The 23,239-nt window shown below is 58.8% G+C and carries 22 protein-coding genes; 10 read left to right on the forward strand and 12 right to left on the reverse strand.

All coding sequences use genetic code 11. The annotated features are described in order from the left end of the window. Positions 1 to 7: 7 nt before the first annotated feature. From RTCIAT899_RS27880 to RTCIAT899_RS27910, 7 genes are all read right to left on the reverse strand, one after another. Positions 8 to 1,672, reverse strand: coding sequence for a dihydroxyacetone kinase subunit DhaK (locus RTCIAT899_RS27880; protein ID WP_015343182.1), 1,665 nt, complete (start codon positions 1,670 to 1,672; stop codon positions 8 to 10). An 11-nt stretch (positions 1,673 to 1,683) separates the two neighbouring features. Continuing rightward, on the reverse strand, positions 1,684 to 2,679 hold the full coding sequence (locus RTCIAT899_RS27885; RefSeq protein WP_015343183.1) for an ABC transporter ATP-binding protein: 996 nt from the start codon (positions 2,677 to 2,679) through the stop codon (positions 1,684 to 1,686). Further along, positions 2,672 to 3,769 (reverse strand): ABC transporter ATP-binding protein, encoded by a 1,098-nt coding sequence (locus tag RTCIAT899_RS27890; protein ID WP_015343184.1) that lies wholly within the window; start codon positions 3,767 to 3,769, stop codon positions 2,672 to 2,674. Before RTCIAT899_RS27890 ends, RTCIAT899_RS27885 begins: the two co-directional genes overlap by 8 nt. A gap of 3 nt (positions 3,770 to 3,772) precedes the next feature. After that, the gene (locus RTCIAT899_RS27895) at positions 3,773 to 3,961 is read right to left on the reverse strand and encodes a hypothetical protein (RefSeq protein WP_041678216.1); all 189 of its coding nucleotides are present in this window, start codon (positions 3,959 to 3,961) and stop codon (positions 3,773 to 3,775) included. Then, on the reverse strand, positions 3,958 to 4,899 hold the full coding sequence (locus RTCIAT899_RS27900) for a carbohydrate ABC transporter permease (RefSeq protein WP_015343185.1): 942 nt from the start codon (positions 4,897 to 4,899) through the stop codon (positions 3,958 to 3,960). The genes RTCIAT899_RS27895 and RTCIAT899_RS27900 overlap by 4 nt, the downstream gene beginning before the upstream one ends. Next, entirely contained in the window at positions 4,896 to 5,843 is a 948-nt protein-coding gene (locus tag RTCIAT899_RS27905; RefSeq protein WP_015343186.1) for a carbohydrate ABC transporter permease, read from the reverse strand. Before RTCIAT899_RS27905 ends, RTCIAT899_RS27900 begins: the two co-directional genes overlap by 4 nt. 101 nt (positions 5,844 to 5,944) lie before the next feature. After that, positions 5,945 to 7,279, reverse strand: coding sequence for an ABC transporter substrate-binding protein (locus RTCIAT899_RS27910; protein WP_041678217.1), 1,335 nt, complete (start codon positions 7,277 to 7,279; stop codon positions 5,945 to 5,947). A gap of 250 nt (positions 7,280 to 7,529) precedes the next feature. On the opposite strand from RTCIAT899_RS27910, the gene RTCIAT899_RS27915 reads away from it, so the two are divergent. Then, complete coding sequence (locus RTCIAT899_RS27915; RefSeq protein ID WP_015343188.1) at positions 7,530 to 8,552, forward strand: LacI family DNA-binding transcriptional regulator; 1,023 nt, start codon at positions 7,530 to 7,532, stop codon at positions 8,550 to 8,552. A 101-nt stretch (positions 8,553 to 8,653) separates the two neighbouring features. Here the strand turns inward: RTCIAT899_RS27915 and RTCIAT899_RS27920 are convergent, their stop codons facing one another. From RTCIAT899_RS27920 to RTCIAT899_RS27930, 3 genes are all read right to left on the reverse strand, one after another. Continuing rightward, positions 8,654 to 10,057, reverse strand: coding sequence for an aminotransferase-like domain-containing protein (locus RTCIAT899_RS27920; protein WP_015343189.1), 1,404 nt, complete (start codon positions 10,055 to 10,057; stop codon positions 8,654 to 8,656). Positions 10,058 to 10,406: 349 nt separating this feature from the next. Then, positions 10,407 to 10,670, reverse strand: coding sequence for a hypothetical protein (locus RTCIAT899_RS27925; protein WP_015343190.1), 264 nt, complete (start codon positions 10,668 to 10,670; stop codon positions 10,407 to 10,409). A gap of 394 nt (positions 10,671 to 11,064) precedes the next feature. Continuing rightward, positions 11,065 to 11,580 carry an NUDIX hydrolase gene (locus RTCIAT899_RS27930; protein ID WP_015343191.1) on the reverse strand — a complete coding sequence of 172 codons (516 nt, stop codon included), beginning with the start codon at positions 11,578 to 11,580 and terminating at the stop codon, positions 11,065 to 11,067. Between the two features lie 332 nt (positions 11,581 to 11,912). Here RTCIAT899_RS27930 and RTCIAT899_RS27935 point away from each other — a divergent pair, with 332 nt between their 5' ends. The 9 genes from RTCIAT899_RS27935 to RTCIAT899_RS27975 all read left to right on the forward strand — a co-directional run bounded on the left by RTCIAT899_RS27935 (position 11,913) and on the right by RTCIAT899_RS27975 (position 21,090). Beyond that, complete coding sequence (locus tag RTCIAT899_RS27935) at positions 11,913 to 12,776, forward strand: DMT family transporter (RefSeq protein ID WP_015343192.1); 864 nt, start codon at positions 11,913 to 11,915, stop codon at positions 12,774 to 12,776. A gap of 345 nt (positions 12,777 to 13,121) precedes the next feature. After that, positions 13,122 to 13,928, forward strand: coding sequence for a class I SAM-dependent methyltransferase (locus tag RTCIAT899_RS27940; protein ID WP_015343193.1), 807 nt, complete (start codon positions 13,122 to 13,124; stop codon positions 13,926 to 13,928). A 94-nt stretch (positions 13,929 to 14,022) separates the two neighbouring features. Then, complete coding sequence (locus RTCIAT899_RS27945) at positions 14,023 to 15,054, forward strand: prephenate dehydratase domain-containing protein (protein ID WP_015343194.1); 1,032 nt, start codon at positions 14,023 to 14,025, stop codon at positions 15,052 to 15,054. After that, positions 15,051 to 16,478 (forward strand): FAD-binding oxidoreductase, encoded by a 1,428-nt coding sequence (locus RTCIAT899_RS27950; RefSeq protein ID WP_015343195.1) that lies wholly within the window; start codon positions 15,051 to 15,053, stop codon positions 16,476 to 16,478. Before RTCIAT899_RS27945 ends, RTCIAT899_RS27950 begins: the two co-directional genes overlap by 4 nt. Before the next feature lie 36 nt (positions 16,479 to 16,514). Next, positions 16,515 to 17,738, forward strand: a complete 1,224-nt coding sequence (locus RTCIAT899_RS27955; protein WP_015343196.1) for an alpha-hydroxy acid oxidase — start codon at positions 16,515 to 16,517, stop codon at positions 17,736 to 17,738. A gap of 38 nt (positions 17,739 to 17,776) precedes the next feature. Continuing rightward, positions 17,777 to 18,757, forward strand: a complete 981-nt coding sequence (locus RTCIAT899_RS27960) for an ABC transporter substrate-binding protein (RefSeq protein WP_041678433.1) — start codon at positions 17,777 to 17,779, stop codon at positions 18,755 to 18,757. After that, positions 18,754 to 19,686, forward strand: a complete 933-nt coding sequence (locus tag RTCIAT899_RS27965) for an ABC transporter permease (RefSeq protein WP_015343198.1) — start codon at positions 18,754 to 18,756, stop codon at positions 19,684 to 19,686. Before RTCIAT899_RS27960 ends, RTCIAT899_RS27965 begins: the two co-directional genes overlap by 4 nt. After that, on the forward strand, positions 19,686 to 20,483 hold the full coding sequence (locus RTCIAT899_RS27970) for an ABC transporter ATP-binding protein (RefSeq protein WP_041678435.1): 798 nt from the start codon (positions 19,686 to 19,688) through the stop codon (positions 20,481 to 20,483). Before RTCIAT899_RS27965 ends, RTCIAT899_RS27970 begins: the two co-directional genes overlap by 1 nt. 55 nt (positions 20,484 to 20,538) lie before the next feature. Further along, a complete protein-coding gene (locus tag RTCIAT899_RS27975) occupies positions 20,539 to 21,090 on the forward strand; it encodes a MarR family winged helix-turn-helix transcriptional regulator (protein WP_015343200.1) in 552 nt (183 codons plus the stop codon). Between the two features lie 93 nt (positions 21,091 to 21,183). Here the strand turns inward: RTCIAT899_RS27975 and RTCIAT899_RS27980 are convergent, their stop codons facing one another. Together RTCIAT899_RS27980 and RTCIAT899_RS27985 are read right to left on the reverse strand one after the other, a co-directional pair. Next, positions 21,184 to 22,125, reverse strand: coding sequence for an MYG1 family protein (locus RTCIAT899_RS27980; protein ID WP_015343201.1), 942 nt, complete (start codon positions 22,123 to 22,125; stop codon positions 21,184 to 21,186). 144 nt (positions 22,126 to 22,269) lie between these two features. Next, positions 22,270 to 23,166: a GGDEF domain-containing protein gene (locus RTCIAT899_RS27985; protein WP_015343202.1), complete on the reverse strand. Its 897-nt coding sequence runs from the start codon at positions 23,164 to 23,166 to the stop codon at positions 22,270 to 22,272. Between the last annotated feature and the right edge of the window lie 73 nt (positions 23,167 to 23,239).

Below are 23,239 nucleotides of genomic sequence, written 5' to 3' on the forward strand. Positions count from 1 at the left end.
ATCAGGTTCAGATCAATCGCTTGTCCAGTGAGGGCTGTCCTGAGAGATCGCTGCGACCTGCCAGATATTCGAACAACCGTGCGACGGCTTCCGCGCCGGGATCGATGTGGCCCTCAAGTTGCTTGGCATTGATGTAGGCGGCGCGTCCGGCCTTGGCATGGACGAGCGTGGCAGTCATGTCTGCGCCGGCGCGAGCTGCATGCGCCGCTGCTGCCAAACCGCCGTTGAGCGCATCCAGGGCCGGCAAGAGAGCATCGACCATGGTTCGGTCTCCCAGACGAGCACCGCCGATCTCCTGCATGCGGTAAAGCCCGGCCTGCAACGCCTCGCGAATGGCGAGCCCACTCGACGCTCCATCGCCGGCAGCTGCAAAGAAGATCGCTAGAAGCACCCCCGACGATCCGCCCATGGTCTGACTGAGTTCCTGCCCCATGGCCCGGAAGAGTTGCGTATAGTCTGAAAGAGGAAGGCGGTCGAGCGCGTCGATGAGCGCGCGTGCCGCGCCGGCCAGGGTCGATCCCGTATCACCGTCTCCCGACTTCGCGTCAAGCGCGTTCAGATCCATCTCTGAGAGAATGAGAAGATTGCAGCAATCCGTCAAAAACTGGCGGGTAGGCTCGTGCTTCGATGCGAGAGGAGCAATCGGCGTCAGCCCATCCGGGAGTGCAAGCGCCGCGACCGGTTTGATCGCTGCCAGGCCTGGCCAAGCCGGTAGCGCGACCGGCTTGGCCAACAGTGCCAGCTCTTTCTTGTCGGCAGGAAAGACCGAGATGGAGAAGCCGTGCATGTCAAGCGACGTCATCATCGCAGCAGGTCCGATCACGTGCGAGATCTTTCCTGAGATAGCCGATCGGGCAATTTCGTGGACAATGACCGACATTTCCAGCATCGATGCACCGCCTAGATTATTCACGAGCACGACATGGGGCCTGTCATCCATGGTTGCCGCAAGACGCTCAACCATGGCGGCAACGGCAGTTCGGACGCCGGTATACTCTACCAGCTCGACACCGGCCTCGCCGTGGATGCCGAGCCCGAGTTCGGCGCGGCCTTCCGGAATCCTATGTTCCTTCGGCGAGCCAGGCACGGTGCATGTGTCGAGCGACATTCCGATCGACCGCGTGCCCGCAATGACATGGCGCGCGGCTTCAGTGATAGTCTCCAGATCAGCTTCGTTCTCCGACAAGGCTCCCGCGATCTTGTGAACAAAGAGCGTGCCCGCCACACCGCGAGATTGCGGGAGATGCGGTAACGCGATGTCATCATCCACAATGACCATGCTGACATTCAAGCCAAAGGCGCGAGCCCGCTCCGCCGCCAATCCGAAGTTGAGGCGATCGCCAGTATAGTTCTTGACGATCAGGAGGCAGCCGGCCGGCCCTGTGACGGACAGGATACCGGCGAGGATTGCATCGACGCTGGGAGATGCAAAAATATCTCCGCAGACGGCTGCGGTGAGCATCCCCTTGCCGACGAAGCCCGCGTGAGCCGGCTCATGGCCCGATCCGCCTCCAGAGACGATCGCGACCTTGCTTTTGTCCCAATCCGAACGCACGACGACACGGATATGCGGAAAACCATCGAGGCGGCTCAGGGCGCCCCCCGATGCAACGAGAAGACCCTCGATTGCTTCGGTGACCGCCTTTTCCCTGCTGTTGAGGAACTGTGACATTCTCGCCTCCCTTAAACCAAGCGCATGCCGGCCGCGTCGAAATAGAGCGGGTTGTTCGGCTGGATCTTAATGATCTCGCTACCTCTGAGGGCCGTATGAGCCTCGGTGACGGTGATCAAATCGTGTTTCTTGAACGAAAGATGCAGGCGCGTCTGATCGCCCAGATGCTCGACACGGGTAACAGTCGCTTCCTGGCCATCACCTTGAGCGATATGCTCCGGACGCAGGCCTATCGATTTGGCGTTTGCCGGAGCACCGGGGAAAAGCTCGGCAGGCAGCACGTTGATGCGCGGCTGTCCGAGGCGAGTGGCGGCGTAGACGCTCACCGGCTGTTCATAAATTTCGCGCGGAGAACCGAACTGGGCGAGCCTACCCTCGTGAAGGACGCCGACATGTGTCGCCATCGTCATCGCCTCGACCTGATCGTGGGTGACGTAAAGCAAGGTTGCACCCGATTTGGCCTGAATGCTCTTGAGCTCGATACGCAGATCGGCGCGCAGCTTGGCGTCAAGCGAGCTCAGCGGTTCATCCATGAGATAGATCTGCGGGTTTCTCACCAGTGCGCGCCCTATGGACACGCGTTGCATTTCACCGCCGGAAAGAGCCGTCGCCTTGTTGTCGAGCTTATGGGAAATCTGGAGAATTTCGGCGATCGCATTCACCTTTTCGTCAATTATGCGTTGCGGCGTCTTCAGCAAGGGCGACTTCAGCGGAAATTCCAGGTTCTGGCGTACCGAAAGGTGCGGGTAGAGCGAATATTGCTGAAACACCATCGCGACGTTGCGCTGCGCCGGTGTCAGCCCGCGCATGGATCGTCCACCGATCATGATCTCGCCGACATCAGGGTTATCGAGGCCCGACACCATTCGCAAAGTCGTCGTCTTGCCCGCACCCGTCGGCCCCAGAAGAACGACGAACGAACCGTCGGGAACGATCATGGACAGCTCATCGAGTGCCCGGTGGCCGGCGAAAGATTTCGTAATATTCTTCAAGATGACCTCAGCCACGGCGCAACACTCCCTCGTTGGCCTCGGAAACAAGCGCAGCCCCGGTCACAGAGTTGAAGACCGTCAGGCTTCTGGAATCGAAGTCCAGTCCGATCAGTTCTTCGACATGTGCGAGCTGGTGGGATGGTGTACGAGCCTTGATCTCGCCATGCGGCGTGTCGATCGTGACGATCTGCGTCGTACCCAGATATTCCACGGCTATGACCCGCCCCCTATAAGCGGAATCGTCGTTGAAGCGTATGTGTTCGGGCCTGACGCCCAGCGCCAGCTCGCCGGTATGTTCTTCGCGAGACATTGGCACCCTCACCATGTGTCCGGCAAGGCTGACATGAGTTCCGCCGGTTCCGAGCGAACCATCGAACTCCAGGAAGTTCATGGGCGGCGAGCCGATGAACTTTGCCACGAATTTCGTCGCCGGCCAGTCATAGATCTCCTGCGGCTTGCCGAACTGCTCGACGACCCCGTGGTTCATCACCACGATCTTGTCGCCCATCTGCATGGCTTCCAACTGATCATGGGTGACATAGACGGTGGTGGCGCCCATGCGGTCGTGCAGTGCCCGCAGCTCTTGCGCCATGTGTTCGCGGAATTCGGCGTCGAGGGCGCCTAGCGGTTCATCCATGAAGAAGGCTTTCGGGTTGCGGACAATGGCGCGACCTACCGCCACACGCTGCCGGTCGCCGCCGGAAAGCCCGCCGATTGGCTTGTCGAGAATATTTTCGATCCGCAGGATCTTGGCCACCTCCGCGACCCGCTTTGCAACCTCAGCCTTTTTCATGCCCTGGCTGACCAACGGATAGGAAATATTTTTTCGGACATTCATATGCGGATAAAGAGCAAACATCTGGAAAACGAATGCGATATCGCGCTCGCTTGCCCTCTTCATCCCAACCTCTTCGCCACCGATATAGATTTCACCGCTGGTTGGGAGCTCGAGACCGGCCATCATCCGCAAGGTGGTCGTCTTCCCGCAGCCGGAAGGCCCGAGCAGCATAAAGAACTCCCCATCTTCCACGGTGAAGGTGGAAGACTTCACCGCGTTGAAAGCTCCAAAGTCCTTGCGCACATTGTGAACTCTGATTTGCGCCATGATTCACTCCGGGAAATGGCTGACGATGATGAACATGACTGTTCCTGCCAGCGTCACGAGGAAGGAATAGGAGTAAAGCGACAGCCACAGCGGCTGCATCAGCATGACGACGCCGAGTGCGATCAGGACCGAAGCGAGAATTTCCCACGCATCGCGGCGCAGACGTACCAAGCGATAGAGAAACGTCGTCATTTGCGTACCGCTCCGAAGGTGATGCCGCGCAGCAGATGCTTGCGAAGCAGGATCGTGAAGACCATGACGGGAACCAGGAAGATCGTTGCGCCGGCGGCAACCGCTGGCCAGTCCTGGCCGCTGACGCCGATGATGGTCGGGATGAAGGGCGGCGCCGTCTGGGCATTGCCTGATGTCAGCAATACGGCAAACGCATATTCATTCCACGCGAAGATCAGACAGAAGATTGCCGTTGACGCGATGCCGGTAACAGCCTGGGGCAGCACGACCTTGTAGAAGGCCTGAAACCGCGTATAGCCGTCGATCAACGCGGCCTCCTCGTACTCAATCGGGATTTCGTCGATAAAGCCCTTGAGGAGCCACACCGACAGCGACAGGTTGACGGCTGTGTAAAGCAGGATCATGCCCGCATGCGTGTCGCTGAGGCCGAGCGAGCGAAACATCAGGAAGATCGGGATTGCAACGGCGATCGGCGGCATCATGCGGGTCGAAAGAATGAAGAAGAGCAGATCATCCTTCAGCGGAACCTTGAAGCGGGAAAAGGCATACGCCGCCGTCGTGCCAAGCACGATGCAAAGGACCGTGGAACCAAAGCCGATGATGACGGAATTATAGAAGCGCTCGGCGAAGCGCGAGGCACCGGTGATGATCAAGCCGTCCTTGCGAACTAGCTTGTCGTACCACGTCGTAGGTTCACCAAGCGCTTTGAGTTGATCCTCAGGCACACGAGTCCGGGTGGTAAAAAGATTGACATATCCCTCCATCGTCGGCTGGAAGACCAGTTTCGGCGGATAGGAAATCGCATCGGCTGGTGACTTGAAGCCGGTCGCGATGATCCACAGCAGCGGGAGGAGGGTTATGACGGAATAGAGGACGACCAAAATACCGGCAAACCATTTCTGACGCGCGGATGGCTCGGTTACGGAATAGCTGCTCATCGTTGTTTGACCCTATTTAGAGCTTTGACGTAGATCGATGCCAAACCGAATACGGTGACGAAAAGAATGACGGCGTAGGCGGATGCGTAACCGGTTCGCCATTGTTCGAAAGCGGCGCGCTTCAAGTTGATGGATGTCAGCTCTGTGATCGATCCCGGCCCGCCACCGGTCAACTGTACGACAAGATCGAACATCTTGAAGTTCTCGATGCCGCGGAAGAGGACCGCCAGCATCAGGAACGGCAGTACCATCGGGATGGTAATGGTCCAGAACTGACGCCATTTGCTGGCACGGTCGCATTCGGCAGCCTCGTAGATGCTGCTGGGAATGGAACGCAATCCCGCCAGGCAGATCAGCATCACGAAGGGCGTCCACATCCAGGTATCCACGATGACGATGGCCCAAGGTGCCAACGTGGTGCTCGCAATCATCGAGAAGCTGGAGGGATCGTTCCCGGTCAGGAAAGCGATCACATAGTTGAAGAGGCCGATTTGCGGCTGGTACAGGAAGGTCCAGAAGTTGCCGACAACCGCCGGACTAAGCATCATCGGAAGCACGATGATCGTCGTCCACAGATCGTTGCCGCGAAACTTCTTGTTGATCAGATAGGCAAGAAAGAAGCCGATCAGAACCTGCAGGATGATGGTCCAGATCAAGAAATGGGCGGTTGCCTGCATGCTCCGCCATACATCGCCATCCGTCAGGATATTGATGTAATTCCTCAGGCCGACAAACCGTATCGGCTCGTTGGGTCGGTTCACCCGGAAGTTCGTGAAGCTGAGGCGGATCGTCCAAATCAATGGAAAGATGTTGATGGCAAGCAGCAACACGATCGAGGGCGCGACGAAAAGCCAGGCTATGGCGCGATCAGAGAGACCTTTGACGCGCGCTGCGATCGCGGGCGGCGTCGCACCGGCAATCCGATCGATCGGTGAGTGGAGCATGTCCGTCTCCTTGGCATGAAGTTGGTGGTGGGCAGAGCCAGCCCAGTCGGCACGGCTGACCCTGCGTGACGCCACTGTCGGGGAATACCCCTATGCCGGCGTCAATATTTTCCGTCGTCCTGGAAGACACCCTTCCAGTCTTTGACAAGGCCGTCGAGCGCGTCCTTTGCGGTACCTTGGTTTGCGACCACATAGTCATGAAACCGCTTCTGCGATGCCTGCAGGAGGGAGGCGTAGGAAGGCTCGGCCCAGAAATCTTCGACGATTGCCATCGAATTGAGGAACGGCTTTGCATAGGGCTGGCTTGACGCAAAGCCCGGATCATCCACGACGGCCTTCAGTGCCGAATAGCCGCCAAACGCCCACCATTTCCGCTGGATCTCGGGTTGCGCGAACCATTTGATGTAATCGAGGGCCTCGGTCTTTTTATCGGAGTTGGCAACCACGGAGATGCCCTGCCCTCCGAGCTGGGCGAACTGTGCACCCTTCGGGCCGGCGGGATTTGGGAAATAGCCGGTCTTTTTGCCACCGACATTGGCATCGGCATTGATGCCCGGCCAGGTGAAGGTGAAGTTCATCTGCAAGGCGACCTGCCCTGACTTATAGGCATCGACGTCTTCGGTCATATAGGCATCGGAATGACCGGGAGGCGTGCAGCACTCATAGAGTTTCTTGTATTTCTCCAGGCCCGCGACTGCTTCCGCCGAGTTTACGAAGCCTTCCAGATCATAGGGTTTGTTCGGATTCTGATATTGGAAGCCGTAGCTATAAAGGGCATTCATCGCCCCCATGGTGATGCCTTCAGAGCCGCGCTCGGTGTAGATTGCCGCGCCATAGACTTTCTTGCCGTCGATTTCGCGCCCCTGGAAGAAGGCAGCGATGTCCGTAAGCTCGTCCCAGGTCTTCGGAACGGCAAGGTCGCGGCCGTATTTCTTCTTGAACTCCGCCTGAAGCTCTGGGCGGGAGAACCAGTCCGCGCGATAGGTCCACCCAACGACATCGGCGAATGCCGGCAGCGCCCAGTAATTCGGTGTATTCTTTGGCCACTCGGCGTATCCGACCACCGTCGCGGGGATGAAATCGTCCATCTTGATTCCTTCCTTATCGAAGAAATCGTTGAGCTTGACGTATTGACCGTTTTCCGCCGCGCCGCCGATCCACTGGCTGTCGCCGATCATCAGGTCGCAAAGCTTGCCGCTGGAATTCAGCTCATTGAGCATACGGTCGGCGAAATTCGGCCAAGGCACAAATTCATAGTGCATCTTGTTGCCGCTCTTCTTCTCGAAATCCTTGCTCAGCTCCACCAGAGCGTTGGCGGGATCCCACGCCGCCCAGCACAGAGTCAGATCGGCGGCTTGAGCGTGCGACGCCGTAGCCGCGGATACTGCAAGATATATCCCGGCAGCAACTGCCGGGCTCAGCAAAAGAGACCTCATGGCTTCAATCCTCCCGTTGAACCTCTCGACCTCCATCGAGAAGATAAGTGAAAGCGTGACAGCCGGAATGTTGCGAAACGCACTCCAAACCCGGCCTACCCCCCTCGATCCGACCCGATGGCCGGACAATAAAGAAATAACTGAGGTGCGCACCTCAATGCAAGCAGTTTTTGAGGTCCGCACATCAATTCTTGCCTTTCTCTCGTTTTTGAGGGAAATGTCTGCTGTCTGTAATTCAAGTGGAGCTATCATGCGGCCAACAGCAAAGGACCTTGCGGAAGCCGCCGGCGTAAGCCTTGCCACAGTCGACCGGGTTTTGAACAATCGCCCCAATGTGAGCAAAAAAGCCGCCCGCAGCGTTCAAGAAGCCATTGAACGCATTGGCTTTATCCGAAACCCTGCCGCCGTCAGCCTCGCACGCAACAAGAGCTACAAGTTTCGGTTCATCCTGCCGAAGTCAGGAGATCTTTATCTTGGCGAGCTGTTGCGCCGGGTGGAGAATCTGAGAGCGGCGCTTAAAAGCGACCTGACCGATATAGACTGCGTTCAGATCCCCACCGAAGACGCCCACGGTGTTGCGAAATATCTGACCGGCATCAGCGAGGACACCGTCGACGGCATAGCCGTGATGGCGCCGGAATCGCCCCAGGTGCGCGATGCCTTGATGCGGCTTCTGGAAAGGGACATCAAGGTCGTCCAATTTCTGTCCGGTCAAGAAAAGCTTCCCGCCGCGGATTTCGTGGGCGTTGACAACTTCGCGGCAGGTGCAACGGCAGGACGATTGATCGGCACGTTTGTCCGTCAGACACGGGGGAAGGTGATGATCGTCGCAGAGACCATGCAATCACTGGACAGTATTCAGCGGCGTCACGGCTTCGATACCATAATCAATGAGCAGTTTGCGAACCTCACCTGCCTTCCATCGATCGAGACGCACGCTGACGAGAAGCGGGCAAGCCAGATTATCGGCCGCGTACTTGAGGGCAACAAAGATGTCGTTGCCGCCTACATACTGAGCTCAGAGGCGCGTATCCCCCTCTTGGCAGCCGCGGCGACAAGCGATCTGCGCAATCTTTCGGTCGTGGTCCACGAGCGCACCCCCTTTACCGAAGAAGGATTGCGCGACGGCAGCATCAATGCGGTCATCGCGCTGGATCCGGGTCACGCTGTGCGCAGCGCGGTTCGCATCATGCGCGCTCGTGCCGACGCACGTGAGCTATTGGCCGAACAGGAGCGATTGCGCATTGAGATCCTCCTGAAAGAAAATCTCTAAACGTCCCTCTCCTTTAGAACGCCCGCGCCCCGAGTCCTTGATGTGCGCAGCTCATTTGGCATCGCATAAAAAACCGTTGGAGACATGCCATTCTACGATGCCTAGAAGAATGAGGCGGACATTTCCGGTGGGCCTTCGAGCGCATGCGCCATGAAGTCGAGCGCGCCTTTCAGTCGGTCGCGGCCGATCGGCCCGCCAAGGCAGATGCGCACAGCCTCACTGACCGCACCATCGACTGTAAAGGCGTCGCTTGCCACGACGCCGATACCGGAGGAACGCATGTGACTGCTGAAGGTCGACCGGGTCCAGCCGTTGGTTAGCGGCATCCAGATGTTGAAGCTGATCGGATCGGCCTTGTAGCTGCCCTTGGGCAGAATATCGGCCACCATCTGCTGGCGGGCGGCTGCCTCGGCGCGGATGAAGCGCAGGATCGAATCCGCCGTGCCATCCTCGATCCACCGAGTGGCGAGCGCAACGGTCATCGGCGAGGCCATGACATTGTTTGTACGCATGGCGCTGACGAAGGGCCAGATCGCCTTGGTGTCCGGAGCAACCACATAGGCAAGGCGAAGGCCGGCACCGATGCATTTTGCAAGACCACCAATATGCCATGTCAAGTCTGGCGCGATGGCGCCAAGCGGCGGCGGCCCGTGCAAGGGAATGAAGCCGTAGGCATCATCCTCAATGATGGGCACATGATATTTGCGGGCGACGGCGACGATCTCCCCGCGGCGCTTCTCGGGAATGGTCAGCGTCAAAGGGTTCTGCAGCGTCGGATTGAGATAGAGCGCTTTCGGCTGCAGTCGCTCGCAAGCCTCGGCAAAGGCATCGGGCAATATGCCCTCATCATCCATCTGCAAGCCTGAGAGATTGAGGCGCAGCTGGGCAGCGATCGAGCGCATACCCGGATAGGTAATGATTTCCGACAGGACTGTCTCGCCAGGCTTTGCCAGAAGACCGAAGATCGCCAGCAGCGCCGGATGCGCGCCTGGCGTTACGAAGATACGCTCTTGCGAAGGCACCAGGCCGCGACGGCTGAGCCAGGCGGCAGCGGTATCCTTATCCATGCCTGATCCGCCGAAGCCCTGGTATCGCAGCAGTGGAACCAGATTGCTTGCCACGGCTGACAGGCCTTCGCGCATACGGGCAATCAAATCCGCATCGTCAGGCTCTGGTGGAAGGTTCATCGACAAGTCCACCAACGAAGCACGACGTGGATCGGGCATGGCATCGGACACGAAACCACGCCTTTCGCGATCTTGCCCGCCTGTGACGAAAGTGCCCCTGCCGACGTGCGAATCCACCAGGCCGCGCTTCTGCGCCTCGACATAACCGCGAGCCACCGTGGTGAAATCGATGTTCAGCCGCTTGGCCATCTCTCTTTGCGGCGGCAAACGGTCTCCCACCGCCAGCACGCCACTTCTCAGATCCATTTCGATCAGGTCGGCAATAGCCATGTAGCGAGGGCTGGAGGAGCGACTAAGGTCAGGATGCCAGTCTTTCATGTCGTGATCCGCAATGTGTGAGGCGCGTGGGCGAGTCACCATTGACCATATATTGTTGCAAAATTCCCTGTCACGGGAAAACGCCTGCGCATAAGTGCGATGCTTCACGAACAGCTGTTGGCGGTCATCATTACAATGGCAAATTGCCTCCAAAATTGATCTCTTAATTGAATGTCTCTTTGAAGAAATTGGATGCAAATTATGCAGCATCAATTTGGCGCAGCGCTTGTTATTTCATGGCACACCCCCACACGAGCTCTTCTTGGGGGCGCCATAATCCGATGCGCTCTTGCCTGATTGGCCATCGCCGAAGCCACGCTCGCCAGGACGGACTAGCCGGTGATAGGGGTCAATCGAACGGGTTATCGAGATATACCCGATCCACAAGCTTCAGGCTGCGGTCGGGTTGCAGGATGTAGGTCTCGCGCACTCGTTCGCCCCACTGATCTGTGAATGTGTGAGGGACAATGCTACCGATCGGTGATTTTAGTAACCGTTGGCTCGGCTGCCCGCCGTAGGTGATGCTTCCGGGAATAGGCTTCAGCCCCTCTTGGCTGGTTTGGCAGGCCGCAAGCATTCCCGCCAGAATTCCCGCTGCGACCATTCTTTTCATCGCCTGCTCCAATCTTGCTTCGATATACCAAACCGAATGTCGGCATGGAGGTTCCACCAAGTGGATCATAGATCAGCGAAGAGCATCAAGCCCGAATGTTCGCCCTGCCACCGGAGGTTCCTCCAATGACAGGGCAGACCGCCGACGGGTGATAATAGTGTCGGCGACCGGGGGCGGTCATCCACTATCCGAATAGACCTACGTTGAACACGGACCTTAGTCTGATGACGAGCGACACTCTTGCCAAGATGAGCCGGAATTCGGTGGGTATCGGACCATCGCAACGGCCGGATGCCGATCACGGGCCCCGCGTCCGATCGACTTCGACCGTTTCGGGAGGCCAAAAACCGTGACCATTGCGCTTCCAGCTGAGCAGACAAGGTCGCACGGGCGATTATTTGCGCTGCGGCTTAAAATTGACGAGCAATGATTTAAGCTCGATTTCACGCACGCGGCGCGCCGCCTCGTCGGGGCTGACCCAATCAATCCGGCGCTGTCCTCGTTCCTTGAACTCCGCCCCGACCTCCTTCACCTCGATTTGGAACATGTCGACGACGCAGGGCGCGACTTTTCCGTCAGGGAGTTCTTTAAGATAGGTGTACCGGCCAAACGGCACCTTCCTCACCTTGCCACGAACGCCCGCCTCCTCCCAGGCTTCGATCGCAGCCGCCTCATGAGGCTCCTTGCCTTTCATTGGCCAACCTTTTGGTACAATCCAACGGCCGCTCTCGCGTGACGTAATCACCAATATCTCGATTTCGCCTTCATCACCCTTGTAGCGGAAACAAAGTGCACCATACTGGTTGCGGAAAGCACTTGAAAACAGCTTCTCCGGCGTTCGCGCAAGCTGCTGCAGTAAGTGTTTCGGTTTGGATGATGCAGGCTTTCCGCCTTGCTTTTTCGACTTCATGCCGTCCAGCTTGTCAGATTTTCACCCGTGCCTCAATTACGTTAGCGACGTTTTTGAACCTGAAGATACTTCTGTCGCCTACCTGATATGACGGGCAGGCGGTGCAAGTCGTTCGACCTGGCACGCTTAAACATTGCGCGATCCATCAACCAAGATCCCAAAACGCCCGGCAATCGCCATCGCAGAAACCGGCGCAGCAGCGGCATCGTGGATGCAATTTAATAATAATTGCGTTTTGCAAGTAAATAGTTGACATTACGCTCTGAGTCCTGTGCACCTTATGCTGAACTCGCCGCTTGCCTGGATTACCGTCTGGCCACAAAGGATGTGAGATGACCGCAGCCCTGTTTCTTGCAACTGTGCTTTTTTGGGGCTCGGGCGCCATTGTGACGTCCCTTCAGGCAAGCGCTTCCGCACCTGAGCTATCGGTCGCCATTCGCATGTTTCTTGTTGGGTCAGGCATGCTCGGCTTTTCGATCGCAACCGGCAAACCGATCACAATTGTGCGCGGCGACCGTTCTTGGGTGGCAATGCAGGGCATATTGTTTTTCGGGCTAGCTTTCATCGCCTTTTACAAGGCGACGCAAGGTATACCGAGCGGGATCGCAGCTCTGGTGCTGTCGAGTTCCTCGCTTTTCGCCGCGGTAGCCAGCCGGTTTCTGCTGGATCTACGAATAAGCCGCCGCGCCGCGATCGGCATAATCTTTGGCCTATTGGGCCTCGGCATCGTGGCCGCCCCACAGATCTTTGCCTTGCATCTCAACCAGCAAACCATGAAAGGCTTTATCTGGGCCGCCATTGCCGCGATAGCGACCGGCGCAGGGACGGCGATCGCTGCGCGCAACCAGCGGCGCGGCGTGCCCATCCCAGTCCTCATGGGCTGGGGCGCATTGTGCGGATGCGGCTTCGGGTTCGCCTGGGCTCTGGTTGTCGGCACATCCCTGACAATACCTGTAACAACCGGCTATCTGGCACAGCTTGCTTATCTCGCAATTGTCGCCTCCTGCGTCACCTTTCTCATGTATTTCACGCTGATTGAAAAGGTCGGCCCAGCCCGCGCCGCTTATGCGTTAACCGTCGTTCCCATCGTTGCTATGACAATTTCCGTCATATTCGAAGGGCTGCACGTCGATACACGTCTCGCCCTCGGTGGCGCAACGATCATTCTGGGCAATATCCTGATCCTTAATGCCTGAAACCGGACCGTTAACAATCATTTGAGATCAGGATCGTACCAGGATGTGCATTGGCAGGCATTGGGATCATAACCGGCTATAGCTTAGCGGCTCCTGCGAAATCCGGGATAGGGCTATTCCAATCAGGGAGAATATCCTCTTCAGACAGCAATTGCCTCGGGCAAGACTGCCTCCAAAGAGATCGATTGCACAAAACTTATGCATGTCCAAATTACTTGCAAATAGCAATTGATTTCCTATCAAATCTATGTTGTAGTTTTAATCATAAGAGGTAAATCGCATCGCGATTACCCGTATAACTAGAATCTAGGGAGATGTCCGAACCGCAACAATTTTGGAAGGCATATGTTCATGTATATGTCCTCGACACCGATTGAATCTGAGGTCGTCTTTTCAGGTCGCCGCTCGGCGACCTACCGCGATGCACTCCACCTCTTCCCCGATGCCTGGCTTGACGATATTGCCGCCATGCGCCGCTTCCTGCAGCCGGTCGATGGCCGACGAGTCTTGGAAATCGGCGCCGGCAACGGTCATTTCAGCCGAGCAATTGCCGAAGATGTAGGCCCTACAGGCTTACTGGTCGCAACCGATCCGTCCACCGAACAACTTGAGGATCTCGAAATCGAAAGTGGCGGCCGGATCAGGGTCTTCGGTCAGGCAGCGCACATGCTCGACCTGCCGATCCGCGATTTTGACATGGCCTGGTCGCGCGGCGCCGTCCACCATATTTCCGACAAGACAGCGGCTTGGGCGGCTATCGCAGCCCATATGCGCCCCGGCGGCAAGCTGGTGATTGCCGACATCTTCGCCGGAACGCGACTTGCCGCCTATTTCGACGATTTTATCGCCCTGAGTTGCTGTACCGGCCACGAGGTCTCTTTCCTCTCGCGGGAATTTGCCACCAGCTTGTGCGCTCTGACCGGATGGGACAAGCCCCAATTTACCGATGTCACCACCCGCTGGCGCTTCGATACCAAGGCAGATCTCGGACATTTTCTGCGATTGCTGTTCTCGGCAACCGAGACCTTCACCGACGACGACTGCCTTGTTGCAGCGGAACGCCATCTTGACATCGTTTCCGACGGCAACGGCATCGCCCTGCTTTGGCCGATGACCGTGATGGAAACGACAAGGCTGCCCACCGCAAATTAATCATGGATGAGCGATCACAGGCGCTCGACGCGGGAGGGGGTTATCCTGCCCGCGGCGTGACCTGGCGTGCGCAAATCTCCTTCGGAGTTCGCCTATGACATCGACCGCCGCAAACCGTGGATCCACGCCCCCTCGCCCTGCGATCCCTTTCGATCCGAATACAAGTATATCGCCTCCGGTTGCCACGAAACTTGGTTCGGAGCTTGCGGTCCATAAGGTCGGATATAATGGTCGGCCCGGTGCATTTGCGGATGTTGCCTGCAGGATGGCGTTCCCATCCGCCGACCGCATCGCCCTGCCGAGCCTGGAGACCACGATTGCCAGCACCGTCCGCGGTGAAGTCGACCGGATCCTCCTGCCATGCGAAAACAGCTTGGTCGGGCGGGTGCCGGATGTGCACAGGATCGTGCCCGACAGTGGTTTGCACATCGTCGGCGAACATTTTCAACGCGTCGAACATTGCCTCATGGCGCCGCCAGGCGCTTCGCTTGCAAGCATCAGGCGCGTGCGCTCGCACCCCGTCGCACTTGGCCAGGTCAGCCGGCTAATTGCGGCACTTGATCTCGAGGCCATTGCCGCTCCGACGACATCGCACGCCGCCGAGCTGGTGGCATCTTGCAAGGATCCATCCGAGGCCGCGATTGCCTCGGATGTCGCCGCCGACCTTTATGGATTGGATATCCTTAAACGCAATGTCGAAGACGATCCGCATAACACGACACGGTTCTACGTGCTGTCTGCCGAACCTCAAGCGGTCGAGCAAAAAACACAGCTTCTGACGACGATCGTCTTCCGCACCCAGAACCGGCCGGGCTGCCTCTACCATGCCATTGCCGGATTTGCCGAAAACGGCATCAACATGACCAAGATCGAAAGCTACCTCGTCGGCGGACAGTTCGTGCCATCCCGCTTCCTTTGCGAGTTCGAGGGCGATCCAGCCACATCGGAGGTGGCCGATGCGCTCGATACTCTCGCCCACCATGCTCGCGAGCTGGTCGTGCTCGGGACATTCCCGATGGCAAGCCACCACCTGCGCAACCGCAGTGAGGAAAAGCTCTCGTCATGGGGGACCAAGCCTCCAGCCGCCTTTCGATGGTCCGATGGCCAGCAGGAGGCCGATCGATGACGACGGCGGTAAACCACTACGGACGCCATGGCGATCTTGTCGATGCGGCAATCGCGAAATTGAAGCTGCATTTTGGCGAGCGGCTGACAACGGCGACTGCCGTGCGTGATCAGCATGGCCATGATGTGAGTTGGCATCCCTCCTATCCGCCGGACGCGGTCGTCTTCCCGGATACGGCGGATGAGGTATCGCGTATCGTCGCGACCTGCCACGCTTTTGACGTGCCGGTGATCCCGTTTGGAACCGGCACCTCCTGCGAGGGTCATGTTGCCGCCCTTATGGGCGGAATATGCATCGACCTCTCGCGGCTGGATCGAATTTTGACGATTCAACCGGACGATATGACGGCGACGGTCGAGGCAGGCGTCACCCGCAAGCGCCTGAACGCCGAACTGCGCGATACCGGACTGTTCTTTCCCGTCGATCCCGGCGCGGATGCCTCACTTGGCGGAATGGCCTCGACGCGTGCCTCCGGTACGAACGCCATGCGGTATGGCACGATGAAAGACAATGTCGTTTCACTCGGTGTCGTTCTGCCCAATGGCGATCGGATCCGCACCGCAAGCCATGCCCGCAAATCGGCCGCGGGCTATGATCTGACACGTCTCTGGGTGGGATCGGAAGGCACGCTCGGCATCGTGACCGACGTGACTGTCAAATTGCATCCAATTCCGGACCACGTCGTTGCGATTTCGGCGAGTTTCTCCACACTGGAACAAGCGGTCGGCTTCGTGCTTGTTGCGACCAAGCTCACCGACAGTTTGGCACGCATCGAACTGCTCGATGAACTGCAGGTCGAGGCCGTCAACAGCTATTCGAAACTCTCCTTGCCGGTCGAGCCGACGCTTTTTATCGAACTGCACGGTAGTCGCGCTGCGGTCGAGGCCGCCTTGCCGTTCATAGAGACGGAGGCACATGCCGCTGGCGCCAGTCGATTTGACACGGCCGTATCGGCGGAGGCCCGAGGCAGGCTCTGGCAGGCACGCCATGATATATGGTGGGCCAACCTTGCGCTGCGCCCGGGCGCAAGCGCCCTGCCTACAGATAGCTGCGTGCCGGTATCCCGGCTCGTCGAGGCCATTCTTGCTGCCAAGGCCGATGTGAGAGACCTTGGCCTTCTCGCACCGATCTGCGGCCATGTGGGGGACGGAAATTTCCATCTTTGCGTCCTATTCGATCCCGCCGATCCCGATGAGCGTCAGCGCGTCGAAACCCTGACCAAGCGTCTTGCGGCCCGCGCAATCGCGCTGCAGGGGACATCGACCGGCGAGCATGGGATCGGCCACGGCAAGATGGCCGCGCTCGTCGCAGAGCATGGTCCCGCCATTCGGGTGATGGCCGCGATCAAACGCGCCGTCGATCCTCACAACATCATGAATCCAGGCAAGATTTTCAATCTCGCCGAGGCACCGCCGTTCAATTGAGCAAGATCCATAAACCAGGGAGGGAATAGAATATTCATGTCCAATCAGCATGGTCCGGCCTCCATCGCCGACTTCAGAATCGCCGCGCAACGCGCATTGCCGAAAATGGTTTTTGATTTCTTCGACGGCGGCGCCGGCTCGGAACTCACATTGCGCGAAAACAGGGCTGCATTGGATCGGATCCGTCTCGTCGGCTCTGCGCCGGTCGATGTTGGCCACCGCTCGGCGGCCATCTCGCTCTTCGGCAAACCGCTCTCAATGCCGATCATCATCGGGCCGACCGGGCTGGCGGGTGCTGCATGGCCCGCGGGCGACCAGGCATTGACCCGGGCAGCCGCACAAGCAGGAATCCCCTTTGTCATGAGTTCGGCGGCCAGCGCGTCCATGGAAGCCGTGGCAGCTGCCGGTGAAGGCAGGAAGTGGTTTCAGCTCTACCTGTTCCGGGACCGCGAGGTGAGCCTTAGACTATTGCAGCACGCTCAGGCCTTGGGCTTCGAAGCAATCGAGATCACCGTCGACAACGCCATTCCCGGCAGGCGGCTGCGCGATGCCCGCAATGGATTTTCACTGCCGTTCCGCTGGACGCCAAGAAAGCTCCTGAGCCTTGCCACCCATCCCGGCTGGGCATTGCGGATGGCGCGCGCCGGTGCACCGAGGCTGGAGGTCATGGCGGCCGAGTTCGACCTCAGATCCGCCGCCACCATCGCCGAGGTGATGGAACAGCAACTCGATCCGACCGTGTCCTGGGACGATATCGCTTTCATACGCGACCGCTGGAAAGGCCCCTTGATCCTTAAGGGGCTGCTCGATCCAGTGCAGGGGGCAAGGGCAGCCGAATTGGGACTGGACGGTATCGTCGTCAGCAATCATGGCGGCCGGCAGCTCGATGGAGCCGTTGCAAGTATCGATATGCTGCCGGAATTCGCCGCCGCCGTGGCCGGTCGGCTCGCCATTCTCGTCGACAGCGGATTTCGCAGCGGCACCGACATCATCAAGGCGCTTGCCCTTGGCGCCACGGCTGTGCAGCTCGGCCGTGCAACGCTCTATGCGCTTGCGAGCGGCGGCGAGGAAGCGGTCTCCCGCGCTTTGAGCATCCTCGCTGCAGAACTCGATGTCGCCCAGGCGATGACGGGTTCACCGACCATCGCCGATATCGGCCCTGCAAAGCTACGGCTGCCGCCGCCCTTGATCCGGACCGAAAGGGTGGCGACACCTGGCGAGCTCGCCTCATCCCGCCCGCAAACCTTCGCAGCCGCTTGAACGAATTTTCCGAAAACCCTTCCGAGGAGATCATTCCCATGCGCCGTAGAACTGCTCTGTTTCACGCCCTCGCCCTCTCAGCATTGCTGATGCCGCTGCCCACAGCGACCGCATTTGCAGCCGACAAGACGGTGGCACTGACCTATATCGTCGAACACCCGGCCATAGATGCGGCCCGCAAAGGGATCGTCGATGCGCTGGCGGATGCCGGCTTCGTTGACGGCAAAACCATCACGCTCGATGTCGCCAGCGCTCAAGGGAGCATGCCGACGCAAACGCAGATCGCAAAAACATTCGCCGGTAAATCGCCCGACCTGATCGTCGCCATTTCCACCCCCTCCGCCCAAGCTTGCCAGGCCGCGGCCAAAGGAGCGATCCCGATCGTGTTTTCTGCGGTAACAGATCCCGTTGCGGCAAAATTGGTCAAAAGCTTCACGCAGCCCGACGGCACGCTGACCGGAACCAGCGACAGACAGCCTTTGAACCTCACCTTTGAACTCATCCACAAACTGACGCCAACGGCAACGAAGGTCGGCGTTCTCTACAATGCCGGCGAAGCCAACTCTGTCGCGCAGGTGGCGGACATGAAAGCGGCAGCGGCGAAATTCGGTATCAGCATCGTCGAGGCGACGGCCGCGCAGTCGGCCGCCGTGCCGGATGCCGCCCGCAGCCTGGTCGGCAAGGCCGACGTCATCCTGCTGCCGACCGACAGCACAGTGGTTTCGGCGGTTGAAAGCGTGGTCAAGGTCGGTGTCGATGCAAAGATCCCGGTCTATGCCAGCGACACCAACTCCGTCGAACGCGGCGCAATGGCTGCGCTTGGCTTCAATTACTATAAGCTCGGGCGGCTGACGGGCGAGATCGCCGCCAAAGTTCTGAACGGCGCGAAGCCCGCCGACATCCCGGTTGGAACTCTGGACAGCGAGGATCTCTACCTCAATCTCGTCTCGGCCAAGAAGATGGGCGTCACTCTGTCCGAGGCCACGACGCAAAGCGCAGCAAAGGTGATCGCACAATGAGCCTGATTGCCTTTTCCGGCGCCTGCGAGGCAGGCCTGCTGTTTGCCCTCGTTGCCCTTGGCGTCTATCTTTCGTTTCGGGTGCTCGATTTCCCCGATCTGACTGTCGATGGCAGCTTTCCGCTGGGCGCTGCAGTCGCAGCATCCGCGATTATGGCTGGCATCCCGCCTATCGTCGCAACACTCCTCGGCTTTGCGGCGGGCGCGGTCGCCGGCTTCGTAACGGCATTTCTGTCGGTTCGCTTGAAGATCATGAACCTGCTGGCGGGTATCCTGACCATGGTTGCACTGTTTTCGATCAACCTGCGCATCATGGGCAAGCCGAACATATCGCTCTACGGCACCGACACCATATTTTCCTGGATCGGCACGATCGCCGCACTCGGGGTCTGGGGCAATACAATATTGCTTCTCTGCATCGTAGTGGCCGCAAAGAGTCTGGTTGACTGGTTCCTCGCGACACACATGGGACTTGCCTTGCGTGCAACCGGCGCCAACCCGAAGATGGCCGAGGCGCAGGCCGTCGACAACGGCCGCATGGTCATGCTTGGCATGGCTCTCGCCAACGGCCTCGTTGGCCTTGCCGGAGCGCTGTATGCCGAAAGCCAGGGCGTTGCCGATGTCTCCATGGGTATCGGCACCATCGTCACCGGTCTTGCCGCCGTCATTATCGGCGAGACAATCGTCGGCACCGGGTCGGTTGCACGCGCCACTCTGGGCTGCATCCTCGGCGCTTTGATCTACCGGCTGGTCATCGCGCTGGCGCTCGATGGGGGCGTGATCGGGATCCAGGCGCAGGATCTCAATCTGGTAACCGCACTGGTGGTCGCCGTTGCCGTGATGATTTCAAAAACGCGGATGAAGAAGCTGCCCACCATCAGGCGTACCCGGCTGTCGGAGCCGTCGAAAGCAGAAGGAGCAGCCTCATGATGCTGAAACTCGATACGATCTCCGTCACGTTCAATCCTGGCACCGCTCTCGAAGTAGCCGCCCTGCGTGGCGCTTCGTTGGCCATTCCCCATGGCCAGTTCGTAACCGTGATCGGCAGCAATGGTGCAGGAAAATCCACGCTGCTTTCGGCCATTGCCGGCGCAATTTCACCCGACAAAGGCCGGATCGTGATTGATGGCGTAGACGTCACGCGACTGTCCGCCCAAGCGCGGGCGCGATTCATCGGCCGCGTATTTCAGGACCCACGGATCGGAACCTGTGAAGCTCTTACCGTCGAGGAAAATCTTGCGCTCGCCTCCGCACGCGCCGGGCGACGAGGACTGTCCCTTGCGCTTGGCGGGAGACGTGGCCGCTCGCGATTTGAGGAACAGCTCGCCGGCCTTGGGCTCGGACTTGAAACGAAGCTTAGAGCGCGAATTGGCACACTTTCCGGCGGTCAACGGCAGGCGGTAAGCCTGCTGATGGCAACGTTGCTGCCAATGAAGATACTTCTTCTCGACGAACATACAGCCGCACTTGACCCCAAGGCAGCAGCGCGCATCCTGGCACTTTCGGCGGAGATCAGCGAGCGTCAGCATCTCACCACGCTGATGGTCACGCACAGCATGCGGCATGCTCTCGATTATGGCCAGCGCACAATCATGATGAGTGGCGGACGCATCGTGCTTGATGTTGCAGGCGATGAACGGGCAGGTTACGACGTCCCCGACCTGATCGCCCTGTTCGGGGCAGTGAGCGGCGGCGAGATCGCCGAGGACAGGCTTCTGCTTGCTTGATTGCTGCCCGGAGTGGCCGCTTGTTTTCACAGTTGCGCTGGAATATATCTGCAATATGCAATTAAAAAATGATCAACCTGAAAATGGGCTGGCGGAGGAACGCGAGGATGGGACGGCATTAAAGCCGGCCTTCCGGCTCGATCGCTGGATACCCTATCGAATGTTTCTGGTGGCAAGCAGCACCGCTGAGCTGCTCGCGTCCTATTACGGGCCAAGATACGGTCTGTCGCAAGCCTCGTGGCGAATTCTCGCCATCGCCGGTGGCCGTCCCGGGCTTTCGAGCAAGGAAATCTGCCACGCAGGCGCGCTCGATCAATTTGCCGTCAGCCGCGGTATCGCGCAACTGGTTTCGCTGGGCTTTGCCCGGCGCAACGCCGGCGCGGGCGACCGGCGGTTTTCGGCCGTCGAACTCACATCCGAGGGCTACAAGGTGCTCGACGAGATCGTGTCGATCGGTCAAGCGATGGAGGCACGCATCCTCGAAAGCCTGTCTGAACACGAGCGCGAGTTGCTCCATGCCATGCTCGATCGCATCGAGGATGCTTGCGCTGGAGCTGTCGCTCGTGGGTGGCAGGCCGTGGTTGGCGACGTCAGATCTGGAGGCTGATCCAATTCGGCATGCAAGCGGCCCGGCACATGGCTGAAACCAGCCGCTTGTTCTTCCCGACATTTGCGGCATGTGCCGATGGCGAGCCGAGCCTTAGTTCGAGACTCGATCGGCTCCTTTTTCCACGTCCTCTACCGCTAACCTAGCGAGAGCGAGTATAGCTTCCCGCGTTTTGGCGGCGGCAATAAAACGGCCGTTATGGCAGAAGCTGGCTCCCTCGACCCCCGTCGCCACCTCCAAATCGCGCCCGCTCAACCCCGCCCAGGCCGCCGGCAGGTCGGCGCGCAGCTCGAAACCTTCCTCCGCGCGGCGAATTCCCGTCAGGCACCAATCGGTCTCGCGCGGATGGACCACGAACAGGAGGTGATCGGCACCTGCCTTCATGATGGCCGGACGAAACGGCATGCCCATCGGCAGCTCGAGAACACGGGCCTCCCCCGCGGACGCAATCGCCTTCAGAACCAGGGTTTCAGCGCGCAGTTTCGCATGGATCCCGGCAATCTTTGCTTCAACAAAACTGCGGGCGATCGCAACCGCGGCATGGAAGGCTCGTTCGGTCGCCTCCGAATCCGGATCGTCGAAGACAGGCTTCAATGTTTCGAGCAGGGACGGCAGGGTCAATCCCGCCAGCAGACCGGCGCTATCCGGGCTGAGTGCGCCATTGTCGACCAGGTCGATCGGCAACACGAAGCTGGCATCGAAGGCGGCATGCATTGTCTCGACGAAGGCGCCCGGAACAGAGAGAGCGGTCAGATAGTCACGACCGAAATGTTTCCAGATCAAGCCGAACGAGCTGAAAGGCTGACCATCGTTGCGCTGCGGGGCGCCGCGCTGGTGATGATCGAAAATCCCGGCAGCCACGTCATAGGCGCCGCCGACATCATAGACGATGCGATCGGCGCCGGGGGTGATCCATTCCGGCGCCCTGCTGCGAACAAGCCGTGCTTCAGGGAAAAGCTGCGTGAGAATGACACTGGACAACACTTCGTCGGCATGAAAGCCGCCGGAATGCGTGACGAGGAAATTTGGAGCCATACGGCCATAGCCTTACTGTTCGCGAATTGGACAGCCCGGCAGATAACGAGTTTCGGCCATCATCTCAACCGCCTATAGCAAAAGTAAGGGATCAGGTGCTGCCGTTGCTGAGCAGCAGAACGATGTGCAAGCGTGAATCGACATTCAGGCAGCGCGAACCCGATCGCGGCCGCTAAGCTTAGCAGCGTAGAGAGCCTGATCGGCACGCCGATACAAATCTGGGGCGCTATCGGTTTCCAGGCAGGCAGCAATGCCCGCCGAGCAGGTGTAGCCGAAATCCGGCGAGGCCGTGAGCGGTCGGGAAAACCGGATCGTCGTCAACATCCGTTCAATGAGTTCGATTGCATCTTGCTGCGCCGTCCCCGGCATGACGAGTACGAATTCCTCGCCGCCGACGCGCCCGAAACAGTCGGTACGCCGCACATATTGATGGAGCCTATGTGCAAAATCCTGCAGGACGAGATCTCCAGCGTCGTGACCGTGCCTATCGTTGATCAGTTTGAAATTGTCGATATCGAATACGGCAAGGCATCCGATATCGCCAACCCTGGCGCCGGCCAGCATATCGTCTATTCGCGCCATGACGAAACGGCGATTGCCGATCCCTGTGAGCTCGTCGGTTTGAGAAGCCTTGATGGCCTGGTCGCGATCTTGCCGGACGCTTCGGCTTTCGGCACGCAGCGTTGTTATATCGCTCGCAATGCACAGCATCCAGCCATTCTTCTGCATGGTTTCGGTCATCCAAAGCCAGCGACCGTCCACCAAATCCGTCTCGAAGGCGCGATAGCCGATCTTCCCGCGACGTGACTGCGTCGACCGTAGCCATCCGTCGAAGTCGACTGTGCGAATGACCGTACCGCGCCCAAGTGTGAAGTTGCGCCGCATCAGATCCGGCCATAGCGGAGCTTCATCGGGATCGATAAAATAGGCTGATCGAAAGGCAGGGTTCGCATATCGCAACCGATCCTCGGCGTCATAAACCGCCATAAGCGTCGAACTGGTCGCACAAAGGTGCAGAAGCTGTTCGATCATTTCGTCCATATCGGTTCCTGCTAATTCAGCCGCACAATACTTATCGCAGAATCGCCGCGAGAAAAGGGGTGGGGCAGCTGGA

Source organism: Rhizobium tropici CIAT 899, from assembly GCF_000330885.1.
Taxonomy (GTDB): Bacteria; Pseudomonadota; Alphaproteobacteria; order Rhizobiales; family Rhizobiaceae; genus Rhizobium; species Rhizobium tropici.

What these genes read in the sequence shown, in the direction of transcription:
- RTCIAT899_RS27945 (WP_015343194.1), top strand. Translation starts at nt 14,023, where the DNA reads ATGACATCGACCGCCGCAAACCGTGGATCCACGCCCCCTCGCCCTGCG.
- RTCIAT899_RS27880 (WP_015343182.1), bottom strand. Translation starts at nt 1,672, where the DNA reads ATGTCACAGTTCCTCAACAGCAGGGAAAAGGCGGTCACCGAAGCAATC.
- RTCIAT899_RS27955 (WP_015343196.1), top strand. Translation starts at nt 16,515, where the DNA reads ATGTCCAATCAGCATGGTCCGGCCTCCATCGCCGACTTCAGAATCGCC.
- RTCIAT899_RS27980 (WP_015343201.1), bottom strand. Translation starts at nt 22,125, where the DNA reads ATGGCTCCAAATTTCCTCGTCACGCATTCCGGCGGCTTTCATGCCGAC.
- RTCIAT899_RS27915 (WP_015343188.1), top strand. Translation starts at nt 7,530, where the DNA reads ATGCGGCCAACAGCAAAGGACCTTGCGGAAGCCGCCGGCGTAAGCCTT.
- RTCIAT899_RS27950 (WP_015343195.1), top strand. Translation starts at nt 15,051, where the DNA reads ATGACGACGGCGGTAAACCACTACGGACGCCATGGCGATCTTGTCGAT.
- RTCIAT899_RS27985 (WP_015343202.1), bottom strand. Translation starts at nt 23,166, where the DNA reads ATGGACGAAATGATCGAACAGCTTCTGCACCTTTGTGCGACCAGTTCG.
- RTCIAT899_RS27970 (WP_041678435.1), top strand. Translation starts at nt 19,686, where the DNA reads ATGCTGAAACTCGATACGATCTCCGTCACGTTCAATCCTGGCACCGCT.
- RTCIAT899_RS27910 (WP_041678217.1), bottom strand. Translation starts at nt 7,279, where the DNA reads ATGAGGTCTCTTTTGCTGAGCCCGGCAGTTGCTGCCGGGATATATCTT.
- RTCIAT899_RS27890 (WP_015343184.1), bottom strand. Translation starts at nt 3,769, where the DNA reads ATGGCGCAAATCAGAGTTCACAATGTGCGCAAGGACTTTGGAGCTTTC.
- RTCIAT899_RS27940 (WP_015343193.1), top strand. Translation starts at nt 13,122, where the DNA reads ATGTTCATGTATATGTCCTCGACACCGATTGAATCTGAGGTCGTCTTT.
- RTCIAT899_RS27935 (WP_015343192.1), top strand. Translation starts at nt 11,913, where the DNA reads ATGACCGCAGCCCTGTTTCTTGCAACTGTGCTTTTTTGGGGCTCGGGC.
- RTCIAT899_RS27905 (WP_015343186.1), bottom strand. Translation starts at nt 5,843, where the DNA reads ATGCTCCACTCACCGATCGATCGGATTGCCGGTGCGACGCCGCCCGCG.
- RTCIAT899_RS27930 (WP_015343191.1), bottom strand. Translation starts at nt 11,580, where the DNA reads ATGAAGTCGAAAAAGCAAGGCGGAAAGCCTGCATCATCCAAACCGAAA.
- RTCIAT899_RS27960 (WP_041678433.1), top strand. Translation starts at nt 17,777, where the DNA reads ATGCGCCGTAGAACTGCTCTGTTTCACGCCCTCGCCCTCTCAGCATTG.
- RTCIAT899_RS27895 (WP_041678216.1), bottom strand. Translation starts at nt 3,961, where the DNA reads ATGACGACGTTTCTCTATCGCTTGGTACGTCTGCGCCGCGATGCGTGG.
- RTCIAT899_RS27925 (WP_015343190.1), bottom strand. Translation starts at nt 10,670, where the DNA reads ATGAAAAGAATGGTCGCAGCGGGAATTCTGGCGGGAATGCTTGCGGCC.
- RTCIAT899_RS27965 (WP_015343198.1), top strand. Translation starts at nt 18,754, where the DNA reads ATGAGCCTGATTGCCTTTTCCGGCGCCTGCGAGGCAGGCCTGCTGTTT.
- RTCIAT899_RS27975 (WP_015343200.1), top strand. Translation starts at nt 20,539, where the DNA reads ATGCAATTAAAAAATGATCAACCTGAAAATGGGCTGGCGGAGGAACGC.
- RTCIAT899_RS27900 (WP_015343185.1), bottom strand. Translation starts at nt 4,899, where the DNA reads ATGAGCAGCTATTCCGTAACCGAGCCATCCGCGCGTCAGAAATGGTTT.
- RTCIAT899_RS27920 (WP_015343189.1), bottom strand. Translation starts at nt 10,057, where the DNA reads ATGAAAGACTGGCATCCTGACCTTAGTCGCTCCTCCAGCCCTCGCTAC.